The organism is Streptomyces sp. NBC_00038 (assembly GCF_026343635.1).
Lineage (GTDB): Bacteria > Actinomycetota > Actinomycetes > Streptomycetales > Streptomycetaceae > Streptomyces.
The window spans coordinates 1,182,556-1,202,048 of the sequence record NZ_JAPELQ010000001.1 but is presented as its reverse complement, the minus strand read 5'-3'; the positions used below and the strand labels follow the sequence as shown (position 1 = coordinate 1,202,048).

At 70.9% G+C, this 19,493-nt stretch carries 18 protein-coding genes and 1 pseudogene; 11 read left to right on the top strand and 8 right to left on the bottom strand.

From position 1 onward, the window contains the following. Nucleotides 1–20: 20 nt before the first annotated feature. From OG219_RS05590 to OG219_RS05580, 3 genes are all read left to right on the top strand, one after another. Nucleotides 21–953 (top strand): glutaminase, encoded by a 933-nt coding sequence (locus OG219_RS05590; RefSeq protein ID WP_266823462.1) that lies wholly within the window; start codon nt 21–23, stop codon nt 951–953. 146 nt (nt 954–1,099) lie between these two features. After that, nucleotides 1,100–2,488, top strand: coding sequence for a polyprenol phosphomannose-dependent alpha 1,6 mannosyltransferase MptB (mptB, locus tag OG219_RS05585; RefSeq protein WP_266823460.1), 1,389 nt, complete (start codon nt 1,100–1,102; stop codon nt 2,486–2,488). Continuing rightward, the gene (locus OG219_RS05580; RefSeq protein WP_266823458.1) at nt 2,485–3,918 is read left to right on the top strand and encodes a glycosyltransferase 87 family protein; all 1,434 of its coding nucleotides are present in this window, start codon (nt 2,485–2,487) and stop codon (nt 3,916–3,918) included. Before mptB ends, OG219_RS05580 begins: the two co-directional genes overlap by 4 nt. Nucleotides 3,919–3,977: 59 nt before the next feature. On the opposite strand, the pseudogene OG219_RS05575 reads toward OG219_RS05580, so the two are convergent. The 3 genes and pseudogenes from OG219_RS05575 to OG219_RS05565 form a co-directional block, all read right to left on the bottom strand. Continuing rightward, a pseudogene (locus tag OG219_RS05575) lies at nt 3,978–4,802 on the bottom strand (D-alanyl-D-alanine carboxypeptidase family protein); the annotation flags it as partial. Nucleotides 4,803–4,904: 102 nt separating this feature from the next. Then, on the bottom strand, nt 4,905–6,047 hold the full coding sequence (gene rho, locus OG219_RS05570) for a transcription termination factor Rho (protein WP_266823456.1): 1,143 nt from the start codon (nt 6,045–6,047) through the stop codon (nt 4,905–4,907). Between the two features lie 299 nt (nt 6,048–6,346). After that, nucleotides 6,347–7,210, bottom strand: coding sequence for a bifunctional 2-polyprenyl-6-hydroxyphenol methylase/3-demethylubiquinol 3-O-methyltransferase UbiG (locus tag OG219_RS05565; RefSeq protein WP_266823455.1), 864 nt, complete (start codon nt 7,208–7,210; stop codon nt 6,347–6,349). 310 nt (nt 7,211–7,520) lie between these two features. Between OG219_RS05565 and OG219_RS05560 the strand changes: the two genes are divergently transcribed. The 7 genes from OG219_RS05560 to OG219_RS05530 all read left to right on the top strand — a co-directional run bounded on the left by OG219_RS05560 (nt 7,521) and on the right by OG219_RS05530 (nt 13,002). Next, the gene (locus tag OG219_RS05560; RefSeq protein ID WP_266823454.1) at nt 7,521–8,300 is read left to right on the top strand and encodes an SDR family NAD(P)-dependent oxidoreductase; all 780 of its coding nucleotides are present in this window, start codon (nt 7,521–7,523) and stop codon (nt 8,298–8,300) included. A 6-nt stretch (nt 8,301–8,306) separates the two neighbouring features. Continuing rightward, nucleotides 8,307–8,744 carry a VOC family protein gene (locus OG219_RS05555; RefSeq protein ID WP_266823452.1) on the top strand — a complete coding sequence of 146 codons (438 nt, stop codon included), beginning with the start codon at nt 8,307–8,309 and terminating at the stop codon, nt 8,742–8,744. 11 nt (nt 8,745–8,755) lie between these two features. Then, on the top strand, nt 8,756–10,297 hold the full coding sequence (locus OG219_RS05550) for an MFS transporter (protein ID WP_266823450.1): 1,542 nt from the start codon (nt 8,756–8,758) through the stop codon (nt 10,295–10,297). 167 nt (nt 10,298–10,464) lie between these two features. Continuing rightward, entirely contained in the window at nt 10,465–11,202 is a 738-nt protein-coding gene (locus OG219_RS05545) for a nuclear transport factor 2 family protein (protein WP_266823448.1), read from the top strand. Continuing rightward, nucleotides 11,199–11,540 carry a YciI family protein gene (locus tag OG219_RS05540; RefSeq protein WP_266823446.1) on the top strand — a complete coding sequence of 114 codons (342 nt, stop codon included), beginning with the start codon at nt 11,199–11,201 and terminating at the stop codon, nt 11,538–11,540. The genes OG219_RS05545 and OG219_RS05540 overlap by 4 nt, the downstream gene beginning before the upstream one ends. Nucleotides 11,541–11,547: 7 nt before the next feature. Next, the gene (locus OG219_RS05535) at nt 11,548–12,798 is read left to right on the top strand and encodes an RNA polymerase sigma factor (RefSeq protein ID WP_266823443.1); all 1,251 of its coding nucleotides are present in this window, start codon (nt 11,548–11,550) and stop codon (nt 12,796–12,798) included. Between the two features lie 48 nt (nt 12,799–12,846). Next, nucleotides 12,847–13,002, top strand: a complete 156-nt coding sequence (locus OG219_RS05530; RefSeq protein ID WP_266823441.1) for a hypothetical protein — start codon at nt 12,847–12,849, stop codon at nt 13,000–13,002. A gap of 80 nt (nt 13,003–13,082) precedes the next feature. Here OG219_RS05530 and OG219_RS05525 read toward each other — a convergent pair whose 3' ends face one another. Next, nucleotides 13,083–14,546, bottom strand: a complete 1,464-nt coding sequence (locus OG219_RS05525) for an MFS transporter (RefSeq protein WP_266823439.1) — start codon at nt 14,544–14,546, stop codon at nt 13,083–13,085. Between the two features lie 161 nt (nt 14,547–14,707). On the opposite strand from OG219_RS05525, the gene OG219_RS05520 reads away from it, so the two are divergent. Then, nucleotides 14,708–15,163, top strand: coding sequence for a MarR family winged helix-turn-helix transcriptional regulator (locus tag OG219_RS05520; protein ID WP_266823437.1), 456 nt, complete (start codon nt 14,708–14,710; stop codon nt 15,161–15,163). A gap of 21 nt (nt 15,164–15,184) precedes the next feature. Here OG219_RS05520 and OG219_RS05515 read toward each other — a convergent pair whose 3' ends face one another. The 4 genes from OG219_RS05515 to OG219_RS05500 all read right to left on the bottom strand — a co-directional run bounded on the left by OG219_RS05515 (nt 15,185) and on the right by OG219_RS05500 (nt 19,486). Then, on the bottom strand, nt 15,185–15,955 hold the full coding sequence (locus OG219_RS05515; protein ID WP_266823435.1) for an SDR family NAD(P)-dependent oxidoreductase: 771 nt from the start codon (nt 15,953–15,955) through the stop codon (nt 15,185–15,187). A gap of 57 nt (nt 15,956–16,012) precedes the next feature. After that, entirely contained in the window at nt 16,013–17,005 is a 993-nt protein-coding gene (locus OG219_RS05510; RefSeq protein ID WP_266823433.1) for a LysR family transcriptional regulator, read from the bottom strand. A gap of 155 nt (nt 17,006–17,160) precedes the next feature. After that, nucleotides 17,161–18,117 carry a fumarylacetoacetate hydrolase family protein gene (locus tag OG219_RS05505; RefSeq protein ID WP_266823431.1) on the bottom strand — a complete coding sequence of 319 codons (957 nt, stop codon included), beginning with the start codon at nt 18,115–18,117 and terminating at the stop codon, nt 17,161–17,163. Next, entirely contained in the window at nt 18,098–19,486 is a 1,389-nt protein-coding gene (locus OG219_RS05500) for an FAD-binding oxidoreductase (protein ID WP_266823429.1), read from the bottom strand. The genes OG219_RS05505 and OG219_RS05500 overlap by 20 nt, the downstream gene beginning before the upstream one ends. Between the last annotated feature and the right edge of the window lie 7 nt (nt 19,487–19,493).

The following is a 19,493-nucleotide window of genomic DNA, read 5'->3' as shown; positions in this document are numbered from 1 at the left end:
CGGACCGGCCGGACGGCACAATGGTGATCATGTCCCCGTCGCTGACCTTTCAGCCGGTCCTGGAACGCATCGCCACCGAGATCGCGCAGACCCCCGGCCGCGGGCGGCCCGCCGACTACATTCCGGCACTCGCCGCCTGCGACCCGCGCCGCTTCGGCATGGCCGTCGCCGAGCTCGACGGCACCGTGTACGGCGTGGGGGACTGGCGGGTGCCCTTCTCCACCCAGTCCATCACCAAGGTCTTCACACTCGCCCTCGACCTGGCCCGCGAGGGCGACGAGCTCTGGGAGCACGTCGGCCGCGAGCCCTCCGGCAACGCCTTCAACTCCCTGGTGCAGCTGGAGTACGAGAACGGCATCCCGCGCAACCCGTTCATCAACGCGGGCGCCCTCGTCGTCACCGACCGCCTGCAGACGCAGACCAGCGACGCGGCCGGGTCCCTGCTCGCCTTCCTGCGCGCCGAGAGCGGCAACCAGGACCTGACCTTCGACAAGGGCGTCGCCGCCTCCGAGGCCGCGCACGGCGACCGCAACGCGGCCCTCGCCCACTTCATGGCGTCGTACGGCAATATCGACAACCCCGTGCCGGTGCTTCTGGACCAGTACTTCCGGCAGTGCTCGATCGAGGCGTCCTGCGCCGATCTGGCGCTGGCCACCGGGTTCCTGGCCAGGCACGGCCTGAGGGCCGACGGCTCCCGGCTTCTCACCCAGACCCAGGCCAAACAGGTCAACGCGGTGATGCTCACCTGCGGCGCCTACGACGCGGCGGGCGAGTTCGCGTACCGCGTGGGGCTGCCCGGCAAGAGCGGTGTGGGCGGCGGGATCATCGCGGTCGTGCCGGGGCGCTGCACCTTGTGCGTGTGGAGTCCGGGTCTCGACCAGCGCGGTAACTCGGTGGCGGGCGTCGCGGCTCTCGACCGGTTCACGACGCTGACGGGAGTGTCCGTCTTCTGATCCGCCGTCCCGGCGGGGACCGTCCGTGCCCGGAACCGGTCCTGGTCGCGCGAATCTCACACGGAGGTCACGCGCAGGCCGCCGTCCGGAGAGAAGTACGTCGCTTTACGGCCACTCGGCGTTGACACGCTTCCAGAGTGTTGGCCATGGCTTTTCCCGTCGATCTCCGCCGCTGTCAGGCTCTCGGTCTGGCCGGCTCCGCCTTTCTCGCTCTCGGCGGTGAGACGGCCGGAGCCCTGCCCGCGCGGGAGTTCCTCGCCCCCGAGTCCGCCGAGGCGGTACTCGGCCTGGTCGGCGTGTACTTCGGCGTCGTCCTGCTCATAGCAGCATGGGCGCTGCTCGGCACCGTCGTACGCGGCCCCGAACCGCCGACTCCGCGGTCCCTGCTGCTCGTTCTGGCCGTCTGGGCGGCGCCGCTGCTGCTCGCGCCACCGCTGTTCAGCCGCGACGTGTACAGCTATCTCGCGCAGGGCGCGATGGTCGACGCGCACATCGACGTGTACGCGCACGGCCCGGCGCAGCTCGGCGGGCCGCTCGCCGACGAGGTGGCGCCGGTGTGGCAGCAGAGCACGACGCCGTACGGCCCGGTCTTTCTGGCCGTCGCCTCCGCACTGTCCGGCCTCACGCGCGGGGAGCTCCCGGCCGGACTGCTCGGCATGCGTCTGGTCGCCCTGCTGGGTGTCGGGCTGATGGCGGCGGCGCTGCCCCGGCTCGCCCGGCACAGCGGAGCCGATCCGGCCGCCGCGCTGTGGCTGGGCGCGCTCAACCCCCTCGTCCTGCTGCACCTGGTGGCCGGTGCGCACAACGACGCCATCATGCTCGGACTGCTCGGCGTCGGACTGGTGGCCGCGCGCGGCCGATGGCCGGTCGTGGGCGTCGTCCTCATCACCCTCGCGGCGCTGGTCAAGGCGCCCGCCGCGCTCGGCCTGCTGGCGGTGATCGCGCTGCGCGGGCGGCGGGGAGTGGTGCGCTCCACCCTGACGACCGCCGCCGCCGCTCTCGCCACCACCGTCGTGGTGACCGCCGTCACCGGCACGGGCTACGGCTGGATCGCTGCCCTGAAGACGCCCGTCTCCCCGCACAACTGGTCGCTCACCAGCCTGCTCGGCCGTGCGACCGGCACCCTGCTGGAGAATCTCGGCAGCGGCCTCGCACCGCTTGCACTGCCCGCCTGGCACACCGCCGGAATCGTCGTCACCGTGTTCATCGTCCTGTTCATATGGCTGCGCCTCAGGCCGGGACCGATCTACGCACTGGGCCTGAGCCTCGCCGCCGTGGCCGTGTTCGGTCCGGCGATCAGGCCCTGGTACGCGCTGTGGGGGCTGTTCCTCATCGCCGCGGCGGCGCCCAGCGGTCCGGTGCGCCACCGGGTCGCGGCCGTGAGCGGAGTGCTCGCGCTCGCCGTGCTGCCGAGCGGGTACGCGCCGGACGCCCAACAGGTGATCCTGGCCGTCTCCGGCGGACTGCTCGCCCTCGTCGTGCTCTGGCAGGCCCATCAAGCGGCGCAGGCGCCGGTACTGGAGCGCACCGCATGAGACGCAAGCTCTCGTTCATCGGATTTCCCCGCGTCTCTCCCAGACTTCCCCGCACGGACCGGGGACGCCTGTTCCTCGTACTGGGACTCGTCGCCGCCGTGACCGTGTTCACCGCCACCGTGCCGCTCCTGCGCGACTGGTTCGACCTGCGCGTCTACTACGGGACGATCGACGCCTGGGCCCACCACGGCGGCCGGATCTACGACTATCTCGTGCCCGGGACGACGTACGGCTTCACCTATCCGCCGTTCGCCGCCCTCAGCATGCTGCCGATGGCGCTGGTCGGACTGCACACCGCGATCGCCGTCGGACTGCTGCTCAACTTCGCCGCACTGGCAGCCGTGGTGTGGATCCTGGTCGGGCCCGCGCTGCGCCGGTACGGCTGGTTCGGCTTCGCCCTGGCGGCCTGCCTGCTGGCCCTGTTCGAACCGGTCCGCGACACCTTCACCTTCGGCCAGGTGAACCTGCTCCTCCTGGCCCTCGTCCTGAGCGACCTGTGGCTGCTGTCCACCGGCCGGGGCCGCCGGGCAGGCGTCGGAATCGGCCTCGCCGCGGCCGTCAAGCTCACCCCCGCGATCTTCATCGGCATGCTGCTGCTCGCCCGGCGCTGGCGTGCCGCCGCCGTCGCGACGGGCGTCGCCGCCGCGGCCACCGGCCTGGCGGCCTGGGTGGCGCCGGACGCCTCGCGCTTCTACTGGACCCACGCGCTGTGGGACACGGACCGCATCGGACGTCTCGGCTATGTCTCCAACCAGTCGCTGCAGGGCGTACTGGCCCGGCTCGCCGAGCCGGGCGAACCGAGCAAGGCCGTCTGGGCGACGGCCGCGCTGGTGGTCCTGTGCCTATGGGCCTGGCGGACTTCCCGTGCCGTGGCCGGCGAGGACTGGACGGCCGCGTTCGCCCTCACGGGCCTCACCGCCTGCCTCGTCAGCCCGATCACCTGGGTGCACCACCTCGTCTGGCTGCTGCCGTCCTTCGCCGTGCTGCTGCGCAGGCGCCGGCTGCGCGTCGCGGGCATCCTGTACGCGATCCTGTGCACCAGCGTGGTGTGGCTGTGGTTCGACGACGCGTCCGGCCTCGACGGCTTCGTCGGCAGCAACGCGTACACGTGGATCACGCTCGGGCTGCTGCTGTGGCTGCCGGTCGGTCAGCCGCGGGTCAGCCGGCGGACCTTGATCCGCAGGGCCAGGGCGACGCTTCCCGCGCCGAGACAGGCCGCGCCCGCGATCGCGGCAGCCGTCGGCCAGCCGGGTCCGTCGGTCGCGGGCAGCGCGGTCGGCAGTGCGGCAGGCAGAGCGGCGGGTCCTGCCGCCGGCACGGGACGCGTGTCGAGCAGCGACCCGACGGGCTCGACCCGCCCGGACGCCTTGAAACCCCAGTCGAGCAGCGAGCGGGCCTCCTCGTACACCGCGAACCCGCCGCCCGCCTGAGGGTTCATCACGGTGACGATCAGGGTGCGCCCGCCGCGGCGCGCGGCGGTCACCAGCGTGCTGCCCGCATTGCTCGTCGAGCCGTTCTTGACGCCGATCAGGCCCGGGTACGGCTCCACCCCGTCGGCGCCGGTCAGCAGCCGGTTGGTGTTCTCGATCTCGTACGACCAGCCGCCCCCGCCGGGGAACTTGGCCTCGACGGTGGAGCAGTACCGCGCGAACTCGGCGTTGCGCAGCCCGGCCCGCCCGAACACCGCCAGGTCGTAGGCCGACGAGACCTGCCCCGGCGTGTCGTACCCGTCGGGGGAGAGGACGTGCGTGTCGAGGGCGCCCAGGGCCCGGGCCTTGGCCTGCATCCGGGCGGCGGTGGTGCGCCAGCCGCCGTTCATCGCGGCCAGCACGTGGACGGCGTCGTTGCCGGAGTTGAGGAAGACACCGCGCCACAGGTCCGCCACCCGGTAGGTGCGCCCCTCGGCGACGCCCACCAGGCTGCTGCCGTCGCCGATGCCCGTTAGTTCCTCCTCGGTGACGGTGTGCCGGATGCCGCCGGGCAGCACCGGGAGGACGGTGAGGGCGAAGAGGGTCTTGAGCGTGCTGGCGGGCGGCAGTTTGCGGTGGGCGTTGTGCGCGGCGAGCACCCGGCCGGTGCGGGCGTCGGCGACCAGCCACGAGAGTGCGGAGACGTCCTCGGGGACCTCGGGGGCTCCGGCTCGTGGCCGTACCTGCGTCCCGGACCGGTACAGCGGCGGCTGCGAGGCCGAGGCTCTCGGCGCCGGGTCCGTGCCGGCTCGGGCGGCGACCGCACTCGGCGCGAGGGCCAGGGCCCCGGCCACACAGACGGCGGAACAGCGGGCGGCGGCGCGGGAAGAGAATCCGATGGTCATTCCGCAAACGTAGGAACGTACCTGCCGAACGCCGGGGTGCCAGGCCCGAACGGCGGGATCGAGCACCCGGATGCCGCACGCGGGAGGTGCGGACGGCAGTGGTCAGGCGTGCAGCGTCGGCTGGACCTGGCGGAGGAAGGCCGCGTTGTCCGGGGTGGCGCGCATCCGCTCCAGGAGGGTTTCCAGGCCGGTCTGGCCGTCTCGCGTCTGCAGGGCGCGGCGCAGTCCTCGCATGGTGCTCAACTCGCTTGCGGGCACGAGGAGTTCCTCGCGACGGGTGCCGGACGGCGTGATGTCGACGGCCGGGAACACCCGCCTGGAGGACAGGGCGCGGTCGAGGCGGAGCTCCATGTTGCCGGTGCTCTTGAGCTCCTCGAAGAAGTAGTCGTCGGCGCGGGAGCCGGTGTCCACCAGTGCGGTGGCGAGGATGGTCAGCGAGCCGCCCTCCTCGGCGAGGCGCGCGGCACCGAAGAACCGCTTGGGGCCGTGCACCGCGGCCGCGTCGACGCCGCCGCTGAGGGTGCGGCCGCCGGAGGAGGCCGCGTTGTTGTGCGCCCGGCACAGCCGGGTGAGCGAGTCCATCAGGATGACGACGTCCTCGCCCTGCTCGACGAGCCGCTTGGCGCGCTCGATGACGAGTTCGGCGAGTGCGATGTGCTGCTTGGGCGTCTGGTCGAAGGTCGAGGCGAAGACCTCGCCCCGGACCGAGCGCCGCATGTCGGTCACTTCTTCGGGCCGCTCGTCGAGCAGCAGCACCATCAAGTGGGCTTCGGGGTGGTTGCCCGCGACGGCCGCGGCGATCTGCTGGAGCAGCACCGTCTTGCCGGTCTTGGGCGGGGCGACGATCAGGCCGCGCTGGCCCTTGCCGACCGGTGAGACCAGGTCGACGAGGCGTCCGGCCAGACCGCTCGCCGGGTGCTCCAGGTGGAGCCGGTCGCGCGGGTGCAGCGGGGTGAGGTCACGGAAGTGCGGGCGGCGGCGCAGCTCTTCGGGCGTACGCCCGTTGATCCGCTCCACGTCGGCGAGGGCGCGGGCCCCGCCGCGTACGCCTTCGACGGTGTCGCCCTTGCGCAGGCCGTAACGGCGGATCAGCGCGGCGGAGACCTGGACGTCGGTCGGCGTGGGGAGGCAGCTCGCGGCGGCGCGCAGGTACCCCTGCCCGTTGTGCGCGATGTCGAGGACACCGGTGGCCCGGGCCGGGAGCTGCTGCTGTCGTACTGGAGGGTGTTCGAGTGTGGTGGTCATGATGGGAGGTCCTTTCAAGGACGGGTTCATGAGGTCATGAGGGAGGGGGATGTGCCGGGGGAGGCGGCGTGCTCACGCCTCCGTGCGGCGGGGAGACATCACAGCGCGTACGGCGGACGGCAGGAACTGCCTGTGGCCGTGCTCAAGAAGTGATGTGCTGGAAAGCTGTTCCGCCGGTCGGATTCGACGGGCGTGTCAGCGAGAAGAGATGGAACAAACACCGGCGCCCGAGACGGGGCGTACACAAGTGCTGACTGCACTGTAGCACCCCACGCCCGAGCTCGGCTGTGATGTGTGTCTCAGCGGCCCGCGAGCAGGCCGTACAGCAGTGGGATGCGCGGTTCGGTCTCCGGCAGCCGCCACCAGCCGGACGGGGTGCGGATCATCTGCGGCCACCGGGGCCAGGGAAGCTCGTCGCTCTCCCGCAGCCGCCGAATGCGCAGGCCCGCCCCGATCAGCGCGTTGATGACGTCGTCCAGCCCGTGCATCCACTCATAGCTGTCGGTCGCGCCGCGCACGGCCGGACCGTCCGTGTAGGTGTACGTCGCATCCCGGTGGACGGCGTTGCGGCCGCCCAAGTAGTCGTGCCGCAACAGCAGTTCACCGCCCTCGTCCGGCGCCGGCTTGGGGCCCAGCGAGTTGAGCAGGGGATGGAACTCGGCGATGTACAACCGTCCCTCCGGGCGCAGGAGTTGGGCGATGGTGGTGGCCCAGCGGTCCAGGTCGGGCAGATAGCACAGGGCGCCCTTGCCGGTGTACACGACGTCGAACCGCCGCTCTCCCAGAGCCTCGACGGCGTCGTACACATTGGCCCGTACGTACGCGACGTCGGCGCCCGCCTGTGCAGCGATGCCGGCCGCGGCCGCCACGGACGCCTCGGAGATGTCCAGGCCGACGGCGCGGGCGCCTCGTTCGGCGAAGGCGATCGTCTCGGTGCCGAGGTGGCATTGGAGGTGGAGCACGTCGAGGCCGGACAGTTCGCCGAGGTCCTCCCACTCGAAGGCGGCGAACCAGCGGGCCGGGTCGAGTTTCTCCTGCAGCCCGTAGAACCGGCTGGCGAGATGAACGGGGGTGCGCGCGTCCCAGTTGGCCTGGTTGGCCCGCATCATCCGCTCGTGCTCTTGCTCGCGTCCGTTCCCGTGCCCGGCGTCCATCTCGGTCATGGGGACATCCAATCGTGCTCGGCGGGGGAGCGGCGGGAAGAACTCCGGATCGGCGCGAGTCGGTGGGTGTCGAGTCGCCGACCACGAGAGCGGGTCCTCGCGTGCGCGGTCGGGGCTCAACGGCTCTTCGGGGGCGCTGGGCTGAACCGTACGCGTCCGGACTCCGGCCGCCCGGCGACCTCCTGCGGCTGACGTCGCGCATACCAGCCATACGACACCGCGATGGCCCTGAGCCGACCCTTTTCTTGTTCTGGTCAAAGGCCGTACCTACGCTTCCAGCACCGCACACCGGCGGCACTGGACAAGGGGCATGGCAATCATGGGTCGACTGGCCGGGAAAATCGCTTTCATCAGCGGCACGGGGGCTGGAATAGGGCGGGCCGCGGCTCAGATATTCGCCGAAGAAGGGGCCACCGTATTCGGCTGCGACATCGACTCCGACGCCGCCGCGGAAACGGTCGAACTCGTCGAGAAGGCCGGCGGAGTCATGAAGTCCCTCGCCCCCGTGGACCTGTCCACCGAAGCGGGTGCCCGGGAGTGGATCGGCGCGGGAATCGGGGCCCTCGGCGGGATCGACATCCTCTACAACAACGCCTCCGCCCTGCGGAACGGGCCGTTCGAGACCATGCCCGCCGAGGACTGGTACTTCACCATCAGGAACGAGCTCGACGTCCCGTACTTCTGTACGCAGGCGGCCTGGCCGCACCTGATCGCCCGCGGCGGCGGAGCCGTCCTCAACGTCGCCTCGGTGGCCGCCGTACGGGGCGCCCCCTTCATGCCGATGGTGCCGCACGGCGCTGCCAAGGGCGGGGTGCTGGCGATGAGCAAGCACCTGTGCGCGGCCGGTGCCCCGCACCACATCCGCGTCAACACGATCGCACCCGGCATGACCCGCACGTCCGCGACCGCGCCCTTCCTCGACGATCCCGACGGGCCGAAGGCGCAGCTGGAAGCGCGGATCCCGGTCGGGCGGGTGGGGCAGCCCGAGGACATCGCGCGGGCCGCGGCCTTCCTCTGCTCCGACGAGGCCGCGTTCGTCAACGGCGCGAACCTCATGGTCGACGGCGGCGACAGCGCGATGGCCGGCTGAGCGCCCGTGACCACACGACTCGACCACGTGGGCGTCAACGTACGCGACCTGCCCGCCCAAACCGACTGGTACCAGAAGGCGTTCGGCCTGAAGACCGTCTTCGAGTTCACCCTCGAAGGGCCCGGGCTGAGCGCCGTGGTCCTGGAGCATCCGCACGGCTGGCGCCTCGAACTGCTCGCCAGGCCCGGTTCCACGCCCGGGCTGCGCGCACCCGACCCGCTGACCGCCGCCCTCACCGAGGGATACGGGCACTTCGCGGTCACGACCCCTGAGCTCGACCCCGTGTACGCGGCCCTGGTGGCCCACGGAGCGGGCGAGGCCATGGCGCCGGGGCCGTCCCCCGAGCCCGGTATTCGCATGGCCTGGGTCACCGACCCCGAGGGAAATCTCATCGAACTCATAGAGAAAAACGTCGAGCACGACCACCTGAAGAACGCAGAGTGAGGGCACGCACGATGACGGATTCGATCTCCTTGAACTCCCTGAAAAGGCTGGACAGAGGAACACTCATAGCCTGCTGCCTCGCAGTGGCAGCGGCGCAGTTGTGCATTACCGTTCCCTCTCCCATCAACGGGGAAATTCAGGCCGCTTTCGGGGCCTCGGGTTCCCAGGTGGCCTGGGTGACCTCCGCCTTCATTCTGCCCACCGCGATTCTCGAGCTGAATTTCGGTGTACTGGGAGACCTGTTCGGCCGCAAGCGCCTGCTGGTACTCGGCGGACTGATCCTCGCGCTCGGTGAACTCCTCAACGCCACCGCGCAGAACATCACCATGATGTGGACGGGCCAGGCTCTGGCGGGTGTCGGTGCCGCCGCGCTCTTCCCCAGCTCCCTCGCCGTCATCGCGGCCGCCACCCCCGACGGGAAGGACCGTGCGAAGGCGGTCTCCACGTGGGCGCTGAGCATCTCGCTCGCCTCCGCCGTGGGGCCCCTGTCCTCTGGAATTCTTGCCACGGTCGCTGACTTCCGCTGGGCGTTCGTACCGCCGGTCGTGCTCGGTCTGGTGGTCGCGGTCGCCTGCTGGAAACTGGTCACCGACTCCAAGGCCCCCGAGGGCCGCAGTCTGGACTGGCCGGGGCAGATCACCATCGCCGTCGGCCTCACCGCCCTGCTCTGGGGCATCATCGAGGGCGGCGAGCGCGGTTGGAGCAGCCCGGCGATCGTCGGCTCGCTGGCCCTCGCGGCGGTGGCCCTCGTCGGATTCATCGTCGCGGAGACCCGCGCCGCCTCGCCCATGTTCAACCTCGACCTGCTGAAGATCCCGTCGTTCGCCGCCGCCGCGGTCGTCGCGCTCGCCGGCATGTTCGGCTTCATCGGCACCGCGTACTGCGTCTCCATCCGGCTCGGCGCCGTGATGCATCTGAGCGCACTGCGGGCGAGCATGCCGTTCGTGATCCTCCAGCTGATCCCGCTGCTCCTTGCACCGGTGCTGAGCCGGATGCTGACCCGCGTCGACGCCCGCTGGCTCCTGATGGGCGGCCTGCTGCCGATGGCCGCGGGACAGTTCTGGATCGCCGCCCTCCCCATCACCACGACCTCCCTCGCCGCCTTCATCGGCCCGGTGCTGCTGCTCGGCATCGGCTTCATCTGCGTCGTGTCCTCGCTGACCTCGGCCGCCGTGAACGCCGTTCCGATCCACATGACCGGCATGGCCAGCGGCGCCACCAGCCTGGTGCGCGAGTTCGGCCAGGGCCTCGGCCCGGCCGTGATCAGCACCATCGCGATGAGCGCCGCGTCCTCGGCCCTTGTGGGCAAGCTCAGCGGGGCGGACGCGGGCATGGAGGCCGCGGCCGGTCCCCTTGCCGTGGTGAACGCGGGCAGCGACAGCGCCAGGGCGGCGGCCCAGACCGCGCTCGGCCACGGCATGGCCATCGGCGTGGTGATCTGCGGCTGCGCCTCGCTGCTCGGTGCGGTGGTCACCTTGCTGCTGGTGCGGAAGAACACCGCACGCTCGACGGTGGGCGTCACAGGTGAGACGGCGGAGGCGGCGGCCGTCTAGAACTGCGCGTACGAGGAGGGAGCCGGGGCCTTGCGCCCCGGCTCCCTCGTGTGTCCGGCGGATATAAGAGAACGCACGCCGAGCAAGAGAACCTGGAAGGGTGTCGATTCGGCGCCGGACCGTTCGTCGGTGGGGTGAAGGAAGCTCATGAGCACCGGGAGGAACCCATGAAGTACATGCTGCTGGTCTGTGGTGACGACACCGCCGAGGCCTCCGGTATGGCGCCCGTCGAACCCTGGGTCGAGGAGTTGGGCGCCGAGCGCGGCGTACGGCTACACGGCCACCGCTTGCGGCTCCCCGCCGACGCGGTCACCGTCCGTGTCCGCGACGGCGAAGTGCTGCGCACCGACGGGCCGTTCGCGGAGACCAAGGAGTACATCGCCGGGTACGACATCCTCGAGTGCGACACCCTGGAGGAGGCCGTCGAGGCGGCAGCCAAACACCCTGTGGCGACCATCGGCGCCATGGAGGTGCGCGCGTTCTGGGACGACGAGGACGCCGAGGCGGAGATCCGCCGGATCGACGCGGAACTCACCGCCGCGGCCACTGAGCGGGACTTCGACCGGGCAATGGCCTGTTACGCCCCGGACGTCGAGGTCTTCCACCCCGTGAGCGGTCTGGAGCAGAGCGGGATCAAGGCGCTCCGCAAGGCGGAGGAGCTGTGGTTCTCGACGCTGTCCGGACCCGTGGAGCGTGAGGTGCTCGACTTCCGCGTCCGGGTCGACGAGAGCGTCGCGTTCAATCACGCGCTCGTGCGGATGCGCGCCACGCTCGTCACCGGTGAGCCCCTGGACGCCACGGCGCGGGTGACCACCGGTTACCGCGCCGCCGGCGACCGCTGGCAGATCGTCCACCAGCACACCTCGGTCCCGTTCGACGCCGGACTCACGGGGGGCCGGTCATGAAGTACGCGCTGTTCATCTGCAACCCCGTCGGCGGCGAGGAGCTCAGCCCCCAGGAGATCGCCGACGACCCCCGCTTCCTCTCGTACATCGAGGAGGTGCGCGGCCGCGACATCGTGAAGGGCGGCGCGCGGCTGCGGCCGGCCTCCGACGCCACCACCGTGCGTGTCCAGGGCGACGAAGTGCTGCTCAGCGACGGGCCGTTCGTGGAGTCCAAGGAGTACGTCGCGGGCATCGACATCGTCGAGGTCGCCGACCTCGACGAGGCCATCTCGCTCGCCTCGCGGCACCCCGCCGCGCTGGGCGGCGGCTCGGTCGAAGTACGTCCGGTCTGGGAGTGAGCCGGGAGTGAACGACGTCGAGGAGGCGGTCGCCGCCGCCTTTCGCGAGGAATGGGGCCAGGTCGTCGCCACCCTGATCCGGGTGACCGGCGACTGGGACCTCGCCGAGGAGTGCGCGCAGGACGCCTTCGCGCGGGCCCTGGACCGGTGGCGGCGCGACGGCGTGCCGAGCCGCCCCGGCGCCTGGCTGACCACGACTGCACGCAACCGCGCCCTGGACGTACTGCGAAGGGAGGCGGCGGGCGCGGCGAAGCTGCGGGAGGTGGCCGTGCTGGCACGGGACGAGGGGCCCTGCGACCCGGAGGACTCCGACTACGGGAGTGAAGTGGGGGACGACCGGCTGCGGTTGATCTTCACCTGCTGCCACCCGGCGCTCCCGATCGAGGCGAGGGTGGCGCTGACGCTGCGTACCCTCGCGGGACTGACCACACCCGAGATCGCCCGCGCCTTCCTCGTCCCCGAGGCGACGATGGCGCAGCGCCTGGTCCGCGCCAAGCGGAAGATCCGCAACGCGGGCATCCCCTACCGCGTACCGCCCGCGCATCTGCTGCCCGAACGCACGACGGGCGTCCTCGGCGTGCTCTACCTGCTCTTCAACGAGGGGTACGCCGCCACGGCCGGCGCCGATCTGCTGCGCACGAACCTCTGCGCGGAGGCCCTCCGGCTCGCCCGCGTCCTGGCCCGCCTGATGCCTGACGAACCCGAAGTGCTCGGCCTGCTCGCGCTGTTGCTGCTGCACGACGCGCGGCGCGGCACTCGGGCCGACGCGGCGGGCGAGCTGGTGACGCTGGAGGACCAGGACCGTACGGCCTGGGACAGGGCCGCGGTCGACGAGGGCGCCGCCCTGCTCGAGACGGCACTGCGGCGCGGGCGTCCGGGGCCGTACCAGATCCAGGCGGCCATCGCGGCCTGCCACACCACCGCCGCCACGGCGGAGCAGACGGACTGGGCCGACATCGCGGCGCTGTACGGGGAGCTTGCCCGCTTCGTGCCCTCCGCCGTGGTGCGGCTGAACCGCGCGGTGGCCGTCGGCATGGCGGAGGGGCCCCCGGCGGGCCTGGCGCTCGTGGCGGAGTTGGAGAGGGAGGGCGAGCTGGACGGCTATCACCTGCTGCCGGCCACCCGCGCGGATCTGCTGCGCCGCGGCGGGCGTACGGCGGACGCGGCCGAGGCGTACGGCAGGGCCCTGGAGTTGGTGGAGAACGAGGCGGAGCGGCGGTTCCTGGAGAGGCGGCTCGCGGAGTGTCGATCGGCTTAGGGCGTGTTCGTCGGTGGGGTGCAAGGACCCCACGACACAGGAGGCCCAATGTCCGCCACCGTCCTTACCCCGCATGTCCGGAAGGTGCTCGCTCTGCTCCGGCGCCGACCTCCGGGGCGGGATGCGCCGTTCGACGGCAGGACACCCGACCGTGAGCAGGGCGGCCCCGACGTCTGGCTCGCCGGTCTCCGGCTGGGCGGTTGAGTGCGGGATCTGCCGCCACGCTCCGGAGTCGGGCGGCCGCCCCACTGTGGGGCGGCCGCCCGACTCCGGGACGGATCAGATCAGGCCTTGACCTCGGACGCCTCGGGAGCGGAGTCCGACGTGGCGGTGGGCTCCAGCTCCGTGGCCGCCGCCCGGACGGGGATGAAGAAGGCGAGGATCGCCGCCCCGAGGCCCACGCCGCAGCCGATCAGCATGGCGACACGGAAACCGTCCTCGGAGGGCAGGGCGTAGCCGCCGAAGTCCGTGGTCATCTGCGCGAGGACGACACCGATGACGGCGGCCGACACGGAGCTGCCGATCGAGCGCATCAGGGTGTTGAAGCTGTTGGCCGAGGCGGTCTCCGACTGGGGCACCGCGCCCATGATGAGCGCGGGCATCGCGCCGTAGGCGAAGCCGACGCCCGTGTTGCAGACGATGGTCACGACCAGCAGGCCCCAGGTGGAGCCGGTGCTCATCAGCGGCAGGGAGATGCCGTAGCCCACGGCGATGACGAGGCTTCCGACGGACAGGGTGACCTTGGGGCCCTTGGCGGCGGAGAGCTTGGCGCCGATCGGCGACATCACCATCATCATCAGGCCCGCCGGGGCCATCCACAGGCCCATGGCCAGCATCGACTGGCCCAGACCGTACCCGGTGGCCTCGGGCAGCTGGAGCAGCTGAGGCACCACCAGCGACTGGGCGTACATCGCGAACCCGACCAGGATCGAGGCCGCGTTCGTCATCAGCACCTGCGGACGGGCGGTCACACGCAGGTCGACCAGCGGCTCGCCGGTACGCAGCTCCCACCGGCCCCAGGCCAGCAGCAGGACGATCGCGGTGCCGAGCAGGCCGAGGGTGGTGCCGCTTCCCCAGCCCCAGTCGGCGCCCTTGGAGACGCCGAGGAGCAGGCAGACCAGCGCCGCGCCGAGTCCGATCGCGCCGAGCACGTCGAAGCCGCCCGAGGCGGAGTTCTCGCGGCCCGCGGGCACGAGGAAGAAGATCAGGGTGCCGACCGCGAGAGCCAGGACGGCGACGACCCAGAACAGCACGCGCCAGCTGGCGTTCTCGGCGATGGCCGCGGAGAACGGCAGGCCGAGTGCGCCGCCCACGCCCATGGACGCGCTCATGATCGCGATGGACGAGCCGAGCTTCTCCGCCGGCACTACGTCACGCAGCAGGCTGATGCCCAGGGGCACCACGCCCATGCCCAGGCCCTGGAGACCGCGTCCGGCGATCATCGGGACCACCGAGGAGGACAGGGCGCAGACCACCGAGCCCAGGACGAGCGGTACCAGGGAGGCCAGCAGCATGCGCCGCTTGCCGTACATGTCGCCGAGGCGTCCGGCGACGGGAGTCGCCACCGCAGCCGCCAGCAAGGTGGCGGTGATCACCCAGGAAGCGTTCGAGGGGGAGGTGTCGAACATGGTCGGCAGCTCCCCGATGAGCGGCACGACCAGGGTCTGCGTCAACGCGGCCACGATGCCCGCGAAGGCGAGGATGCCGACAACACCGCCGGAGCGGGGTGTGGGCTTGGAACTGTCCACGGGGGTACTCCCTGTTGATCTTCCGGATCCTGGCGAGATGCATCATGCAAGTGATGTGCATTATGCACGTCCGATGCATCATACACATCGCGCCTGGTATAACTGTCGGGGGAGTTGGCTTCCCGGCGGGGAAGCGAGCCAGGAGCCGAAGGAAGCGTCGCGTGGACAAGCCCCTTGACCTGATCGAGTTCGAGACCATGCTGCTCGGGCGGTACATGGCCCTGCTCACCCCGCGCGCACGGGGTCTCGAGGGGCGCCTGGACCGGAGTGCCTATCTCCTGCTCAGCCGTATCCAGGTCGAGGGTCCGATGTCCATCGGCCAGCTCAGCGAGGCCTTCGGTCTGGACACCTCCACCCTCAACCGGCAGACCGCCGCCATGCTGCGGAACGGGGTCGTCGAGCGCATGCCCGACCCCGAGGGCGGCATGGCCCGCAAGTTCGCCATCACCACTGAGGGCGAGCGCCGCCTCGCCGCCGACCGCACCGAGAACATCAGCGGCCTGGAGAAGGTCATGCTCGAGTGGTCGGCCGAGGAAGTGGCGGAGTTCGCCGGATATCTCAGCCGGCTGAACCGTGACGTCGAGCGCCTCGACGGGCGTCCCTGGCCGCGCGACTGAAACCCGGGCGACGCCGCGACGTCAGTGCGCGTCGAGCGCGTTCGTGATCGCCTTCACCCCGCCGTGCGCCGAGTAGCCGCCGTCCACGGTGATCTCCGCGCCGTTCACGTACGAGGACTCGTCGGAGAGCAGATAGACGACCAGGGGTGCCACCTCGTCGCAGGTGCCCGGCCGCCCCTGCGGAGTCATCGCCAGGTGCGCCTGGGTGAACACCGGGTTGGCGGTCGCCATCAGCGGCGTCTCGATGTAGCCGGGGTGGATCACGTTCGTACGGATGCCGCGCGGGGCCAGCTCCAGGGCGGCCACCTTCGACAGCCCCCGCAGCGCCCACTTGCTGGCCGTGTACGCGACCGCGTGATGGGCGGTGAGACCGGCGACCGAGCCGACGTTGACGATGGAGGAGCCCTCGCCCATGAGCGGGACGAGGGCCTGGATGCCGAGCATCGGGCCGGTGGTGTTCACGGCGAACGCCCGGTTCCAGTCGGTGAGTTCGACCGAGCCGAGGCGGGCGCGCATGGGGATCCCGGCGTTGTTGACCAGCCCGTGCACGGCCGGAAGGGACGAGGCCAGGGCCGACCAGTCGTCCGGGGACGACACGTCCAGATGCTCGTAGCGCACGTCCAGGCCGTCGGCGCGCAGGGACGCGGCCAGCTTCTCGCCCAGGTCGTCGAGTACGTCCGTCGCGAGGACCGTGGCGCCCTCGCGGGCCGCGGCGGCCACCTCGGCGGCTCCCTGGCCCTGCGCGGCTCCCGTGATGACGACGGTGCGGCCCGCCAGACGTGCACGGCTCACGGCTTCCTCCAAGGGGGTGCGGGATGCGGGCCCTCCACCGAAGGGCTCCGCTCCACGCTAGGAAGCCGGGGCCAGCTCCGGAAACGCGTGTTCCTCATGGCTGGCATCCACGTCGGCGATCTCGACCGCCTCCGGCCGTACGGGCTCGTCCAGCGTCGCCCCCACCTTCCGCAGGGTCTCGCGGAGCCACCGGTGCGCCGGGTCCGAGTGCCGGTTGTGGTGCCAGTACATGGCCTCCACCAGGGGTACGTCGGGGAAGGGCGCCGGCACGGTGACACACCGGGCGAACCCCTCGTACCGCCGCGCGAGCCGTTCCGGCACCATCGCCACCAGGTCGGTGCCGCCGACCAGGAACGGCAGCACGCTGAAGCCCGGCGCGCTGACCTGCACCCGCGGGGTGATCCCGAGGGTCTCCAGCTGGCGGTCGGCCGGGGTGAGACTCTTGCCGAAGGCCGAGGCAGCGTGCGGGAGTTCGGCGAGGTCGCGCAGCGTGAGCCGCCCGTCGATCAGGCGTGGATTGTCGGGGTCGACGATGCACACGAACCGGTCGTGCATCACCGCCTCGCTGATCCCGGGCAGCCGGTAGCCGAGCGGCACCACCATCAGGTCGTGGCAGCGCAGATGCGTCTCGCTCTCGGGCTGCCCGTGCACCAGCGGATGGAAGTCGATGCGGACGCCCGGTGCCTCGCGCGCGATGACCCGGAGCAGCGGCTCCATGAACACCGTCATCACGTAGTCCGACATCACGACCGAGAAGCGCTGCCGACTGCGTTCCGGGTCGAAGCTGCGCGTGAGCGACATCGCCTCCTCGGCCTTGTACAGGGAGGCCTGGACGACGGGAAGCAGCCGCTCCGCGAGCGGCGTGAGCTCGTACTCCCGACCCACCCGCACCAGCAGCTCGTCGTTGAAGTGCCGCCGCAGCCGGGCGAGCGAGCCGCTCATCGCGGACTGGCTGGTGGAGAGCCGGACACCCGCGTGCGTGACGTTCTTCTCCTCCAGGAGGGCTTCCAGTGCCACCAGAAGATTCAGGTCGATTGCTCCGAGACCCATGCGTGTTTCCTTCCGGCCGCGTCGTTGAAGCTCGGTGAAACCGGAGCGTAACGACCGGGTTCCCGTCGAGGAAGAGTCCGGGAGGGAACTCACAGGGATCCGATAGCAGCCATCGGATCCCTGAATGTGTGCAGGTCGACAGGGGTAGGGGAGCGCTACGGCCGGGGCGTCCGGCCCCGCTTGCGGGCACGCGGCAGATACACGTCCGTGCGCCCGAGCACGATCCGGTTGGAGAGGCACCCGAGGCGTTCCACGGTGAGCGTCACCTCGTCGCCGGGCTTCAGTGGCGGGGGCGTACGTTCCCCGACGCGGCCCCAGAACTCGGCGAGCGCGCCCCAGCCGCAGGTGCCCGAGCCGAGGATGTCGCCGGGGCGCACCCAGGCGTCGCGGGAGGCGTACGCCGTCATCTCCGCGAAGGTCCAGGACACGTTCGCCAGGGTGTCGCGGCCGATCAGCTCGCCGTTGAGCGTGACGGTCATCTCCAGGTCGAGGAAGCCGTCCGGATCGAGCCGGTCCGCCACCTCGTCCGCGGTGACCAGGTACGGGCCGAGGGTGTTGGCGAAGTCCTTGCCCTTGGAGAAGCCGAGGCCCAGGTTCTTCTCCGGCTTCTGCAGATCGCGCGCGGACCAGTCGTTGAAGACGAGGTAGCCGACGATGTGCTCATGGGCCTCCTCGGGCGTGAGGTCCCGGCCGCTGCGGCCGATGACCGCACCCACCTCCAGCTCGAAGTCGAGGACCGAACACCCTGCGGGAATCGGCACGTTGTCGTGCGCGCCGTACGCCGCGTGCGGATTGGTGAAGTAGAAGTTCGGCGCCCGGTACCACTCCTCGGGCACCTGCTCCAGACCGTCCAGCGACTTGGCGACGCCCTCGATGTGCGCTTCGAATCCGACGAAGTCCCGGATGGACGGGGGCTTCAGTGGGGGCAGCAGCCGTACCTGATCCACCGTCAAGTCGCTGTCCTTGGCAAGTGCTTCAGCCCCTGCGTGGTGCAGTGCCTGCTGCTCGACGAGCGCGAGGACGGTGGTGCCGGGCGGCAGCGGATGAATGACCCCGGCCCGGACGACCCCGGCGCTCTCCACGCCCTCGTGTTCATATGTCGCGAACCGCATGCTGCTCCCAGTGGTTGGTGTTGGTGACGGTGCCCGCGCTCAGATAGCCGGCGAAGAGCCCCTTCGGGTCGCGCACGGCTCGTATCTCCTGGAGCCGCCGCCATTGCGCGTCGCCCATGAACTTCAGCTGCCGCACGGTGAAGTCGGAGTCCCCGAGGTACTGGCCCGCGGTGACCGGCCGCATCCGCACCATCGCGTCGTCGAGCCAGGCCCGCAGCTCGGCGTCCCGCTCGGGTTCGTCGTGGACGACGTACGTCGCGCAGTAGATCTCCGACTGCAAGGAGAAGGCCATGTCGGGGAGTTGGCGCAGTGGGGCCATCGAGAACCAGATGGTGAAGGTCCCCCGGGTCGGCTGGTCGGTGAACGCCTTGCGGATCGCCGGGACCACCTCGTCGGCGGGCCCGGTCAGCCAGGCGTTGTCGACGAGATAACGGTGGCCCTCGGGGTTGGCGATCCGCTGGCCCTGGATCTGTTCGGCGAGTGTCGTCCGCTGTGCCTCGATCCGGAACAGCGCCCGGTCGGCGTACGGATTGGCGTGCAGCGGCGCCAGCGCCTCGGCGGCCTGCTCGGGCGTGTCGGTCATGGAGACGCCCGTGACCAGCAGCACCGGCTCGTCCTGGCCGGGCGGGGTCTGCGTGAGGGCGACGATCTCGACCAGGTCGGAGACCGTGTGGTGCATGCCGTGCAGCCAGGTCATGACCTCGTCGAAGAGGTCGAGCGGGTACGCGTGCACGGTGTGCGCCAGATGCTTCGGCAACGGGCGGGTGCGCAGGTGGAAGCGGGTGACCACCCCGAAGAAGCCGGGGCCCGCACCGCGCGCCGCCCAGAACAGGTCGCTGTGCCGCGTCTCGTCCGCGCGCACCAGCTCGCCCTCGGCGGTGACGACATCGATCGCGACGATGTTCTCCGCCGCCCAGCCCCAACCGCGCGCGTTCCAGCCCTGCCCGCCCTGGAGCAGGAAGCCGCCGATGCCGACCGACGGACAGTGCCCGCCGTTGAAGAACCGCCCGAACTCACCCAGATACGGGTTGAGTTCGTCGCCGCCGCGCACGCTGGGCGTCGCTGCCACGATCCCGGTCGTCTCGTCGTACGACAGCTCCCGAAAACCTCCGAGGTCGATCAGGAGTGCCTCGTCACGCACCGACCAGGCGGCCCAGCTGTGCCCTCCGGAACGTACGGCGACCTGCCAGCCGCGCTCGGTCGCGAGCCGCACTCCTTCGACGACGTCCTGCTCGCAGACCGCATTCAGGACGGCCGCCGGTGAACGGTCCGACGGGCGACGGGCGTTGAAGACCCGCCCGAAGCACGCCTCCTCGAAGTCCTCGTCGCCGGGGAAGTGGAGCGTGCCGGAGAACCTGGTGGTGTTCATCGGGGTA

Excerpts from the sequence above, each read along its gene's own strand:
- OG219_RS05590 (WP_266823462.1), top strand. The coding sequence starts at position 21 with ATGGTGATCATGTCCCCGTCGCTGACCTTTCAGCCGGTCCTGGAACGC.
- mptB (WP_266823460.1), top strand. The coding sequence starts at position 1,100 with ATGGCTTTTCCCGTCGATCTCCGCCGCTGTCAGGCTCTCGGTCTGGCC.
- OG219_RS05580 (WP_266823458.1), top strand. The coding sequence starts at position 2,485 with ATGAGACGCAAGCTCTCGTTCATCGGATTTCCCCGCGTCTCTCCCAGA.
- rho (WP_266823456.1), bottom strand. The coding sequence starts at position 6,047 with ATGACCACCACACTCGAACACCCTCCAGTACGACAGCAGCAGCTCCCG.
- OG219_RS05565 (WP_266823455.1), bottom strand. The coding sequence starts at position 7,210 with ATGACCGAGATGGACGCCGGGCACGGGAACGGACGCGAGCAAGAGCAC.
- OG219_RS05560 (WP_266823454.1), top strand. The coding sequence starts at position 7,521 with ATGGCAATCATGGGTCGACTGGCCGGGAAAATCGCTTTCATCAGCGGC.
- OG219_RS05550 (WP_266823450.1), top strand. The coding sequence starts at position 8,756 with ATGACGGATTCGATCTCCTTGAACTCCCTGAAAAGGCTGGACAGAGGA.
- OG219_RS05545 (WP_266823448.1), top strand. The coding sequence starts at position 10,465 with ATGAAGTACATGCTGCTGGTCTGTGGTGACGACACCGCCGAGGCCTCC.
- OG219_RS05540 (WP_266823446.1), top strand. The coding sequence starts at position 11,199 with ATGAAGTACGCGCTGTTCATCTGCAACCCCGTCGGCGGCGAGGAGCTC.
- OG219_RS05530 (WP_266823441.1), top strand. The coding sequence starts at position 12,847 with ATGTCCGCCACCGTCCTTACCCCGCATGTCCGGAAGGTGCTCGCTCTG.
- OG219_RS05510 (WP_266823433.1), bottom strand. The coding sequence starts at position 17,005 with ATGGGTCTCGGAGCAATCGACCTGAATCTTCTGGTGGCACTGGAAGCC.
- OG219_RS05505 (WP_266823431.1), bottom strand. The coding sequence starts at position 18,117 with ATGCGGTTCGCGACATATGAACACGAGGGCGTGGAGAGCGCCGGGGTC.
- OG219_RS05500 (WP_266823429.1), bottom strand. The coding sequence starts at position 19,486 with ATGAACACCACCAGGTTCTCCGGCACGCTCCACTTCCCCGGCGACGAG.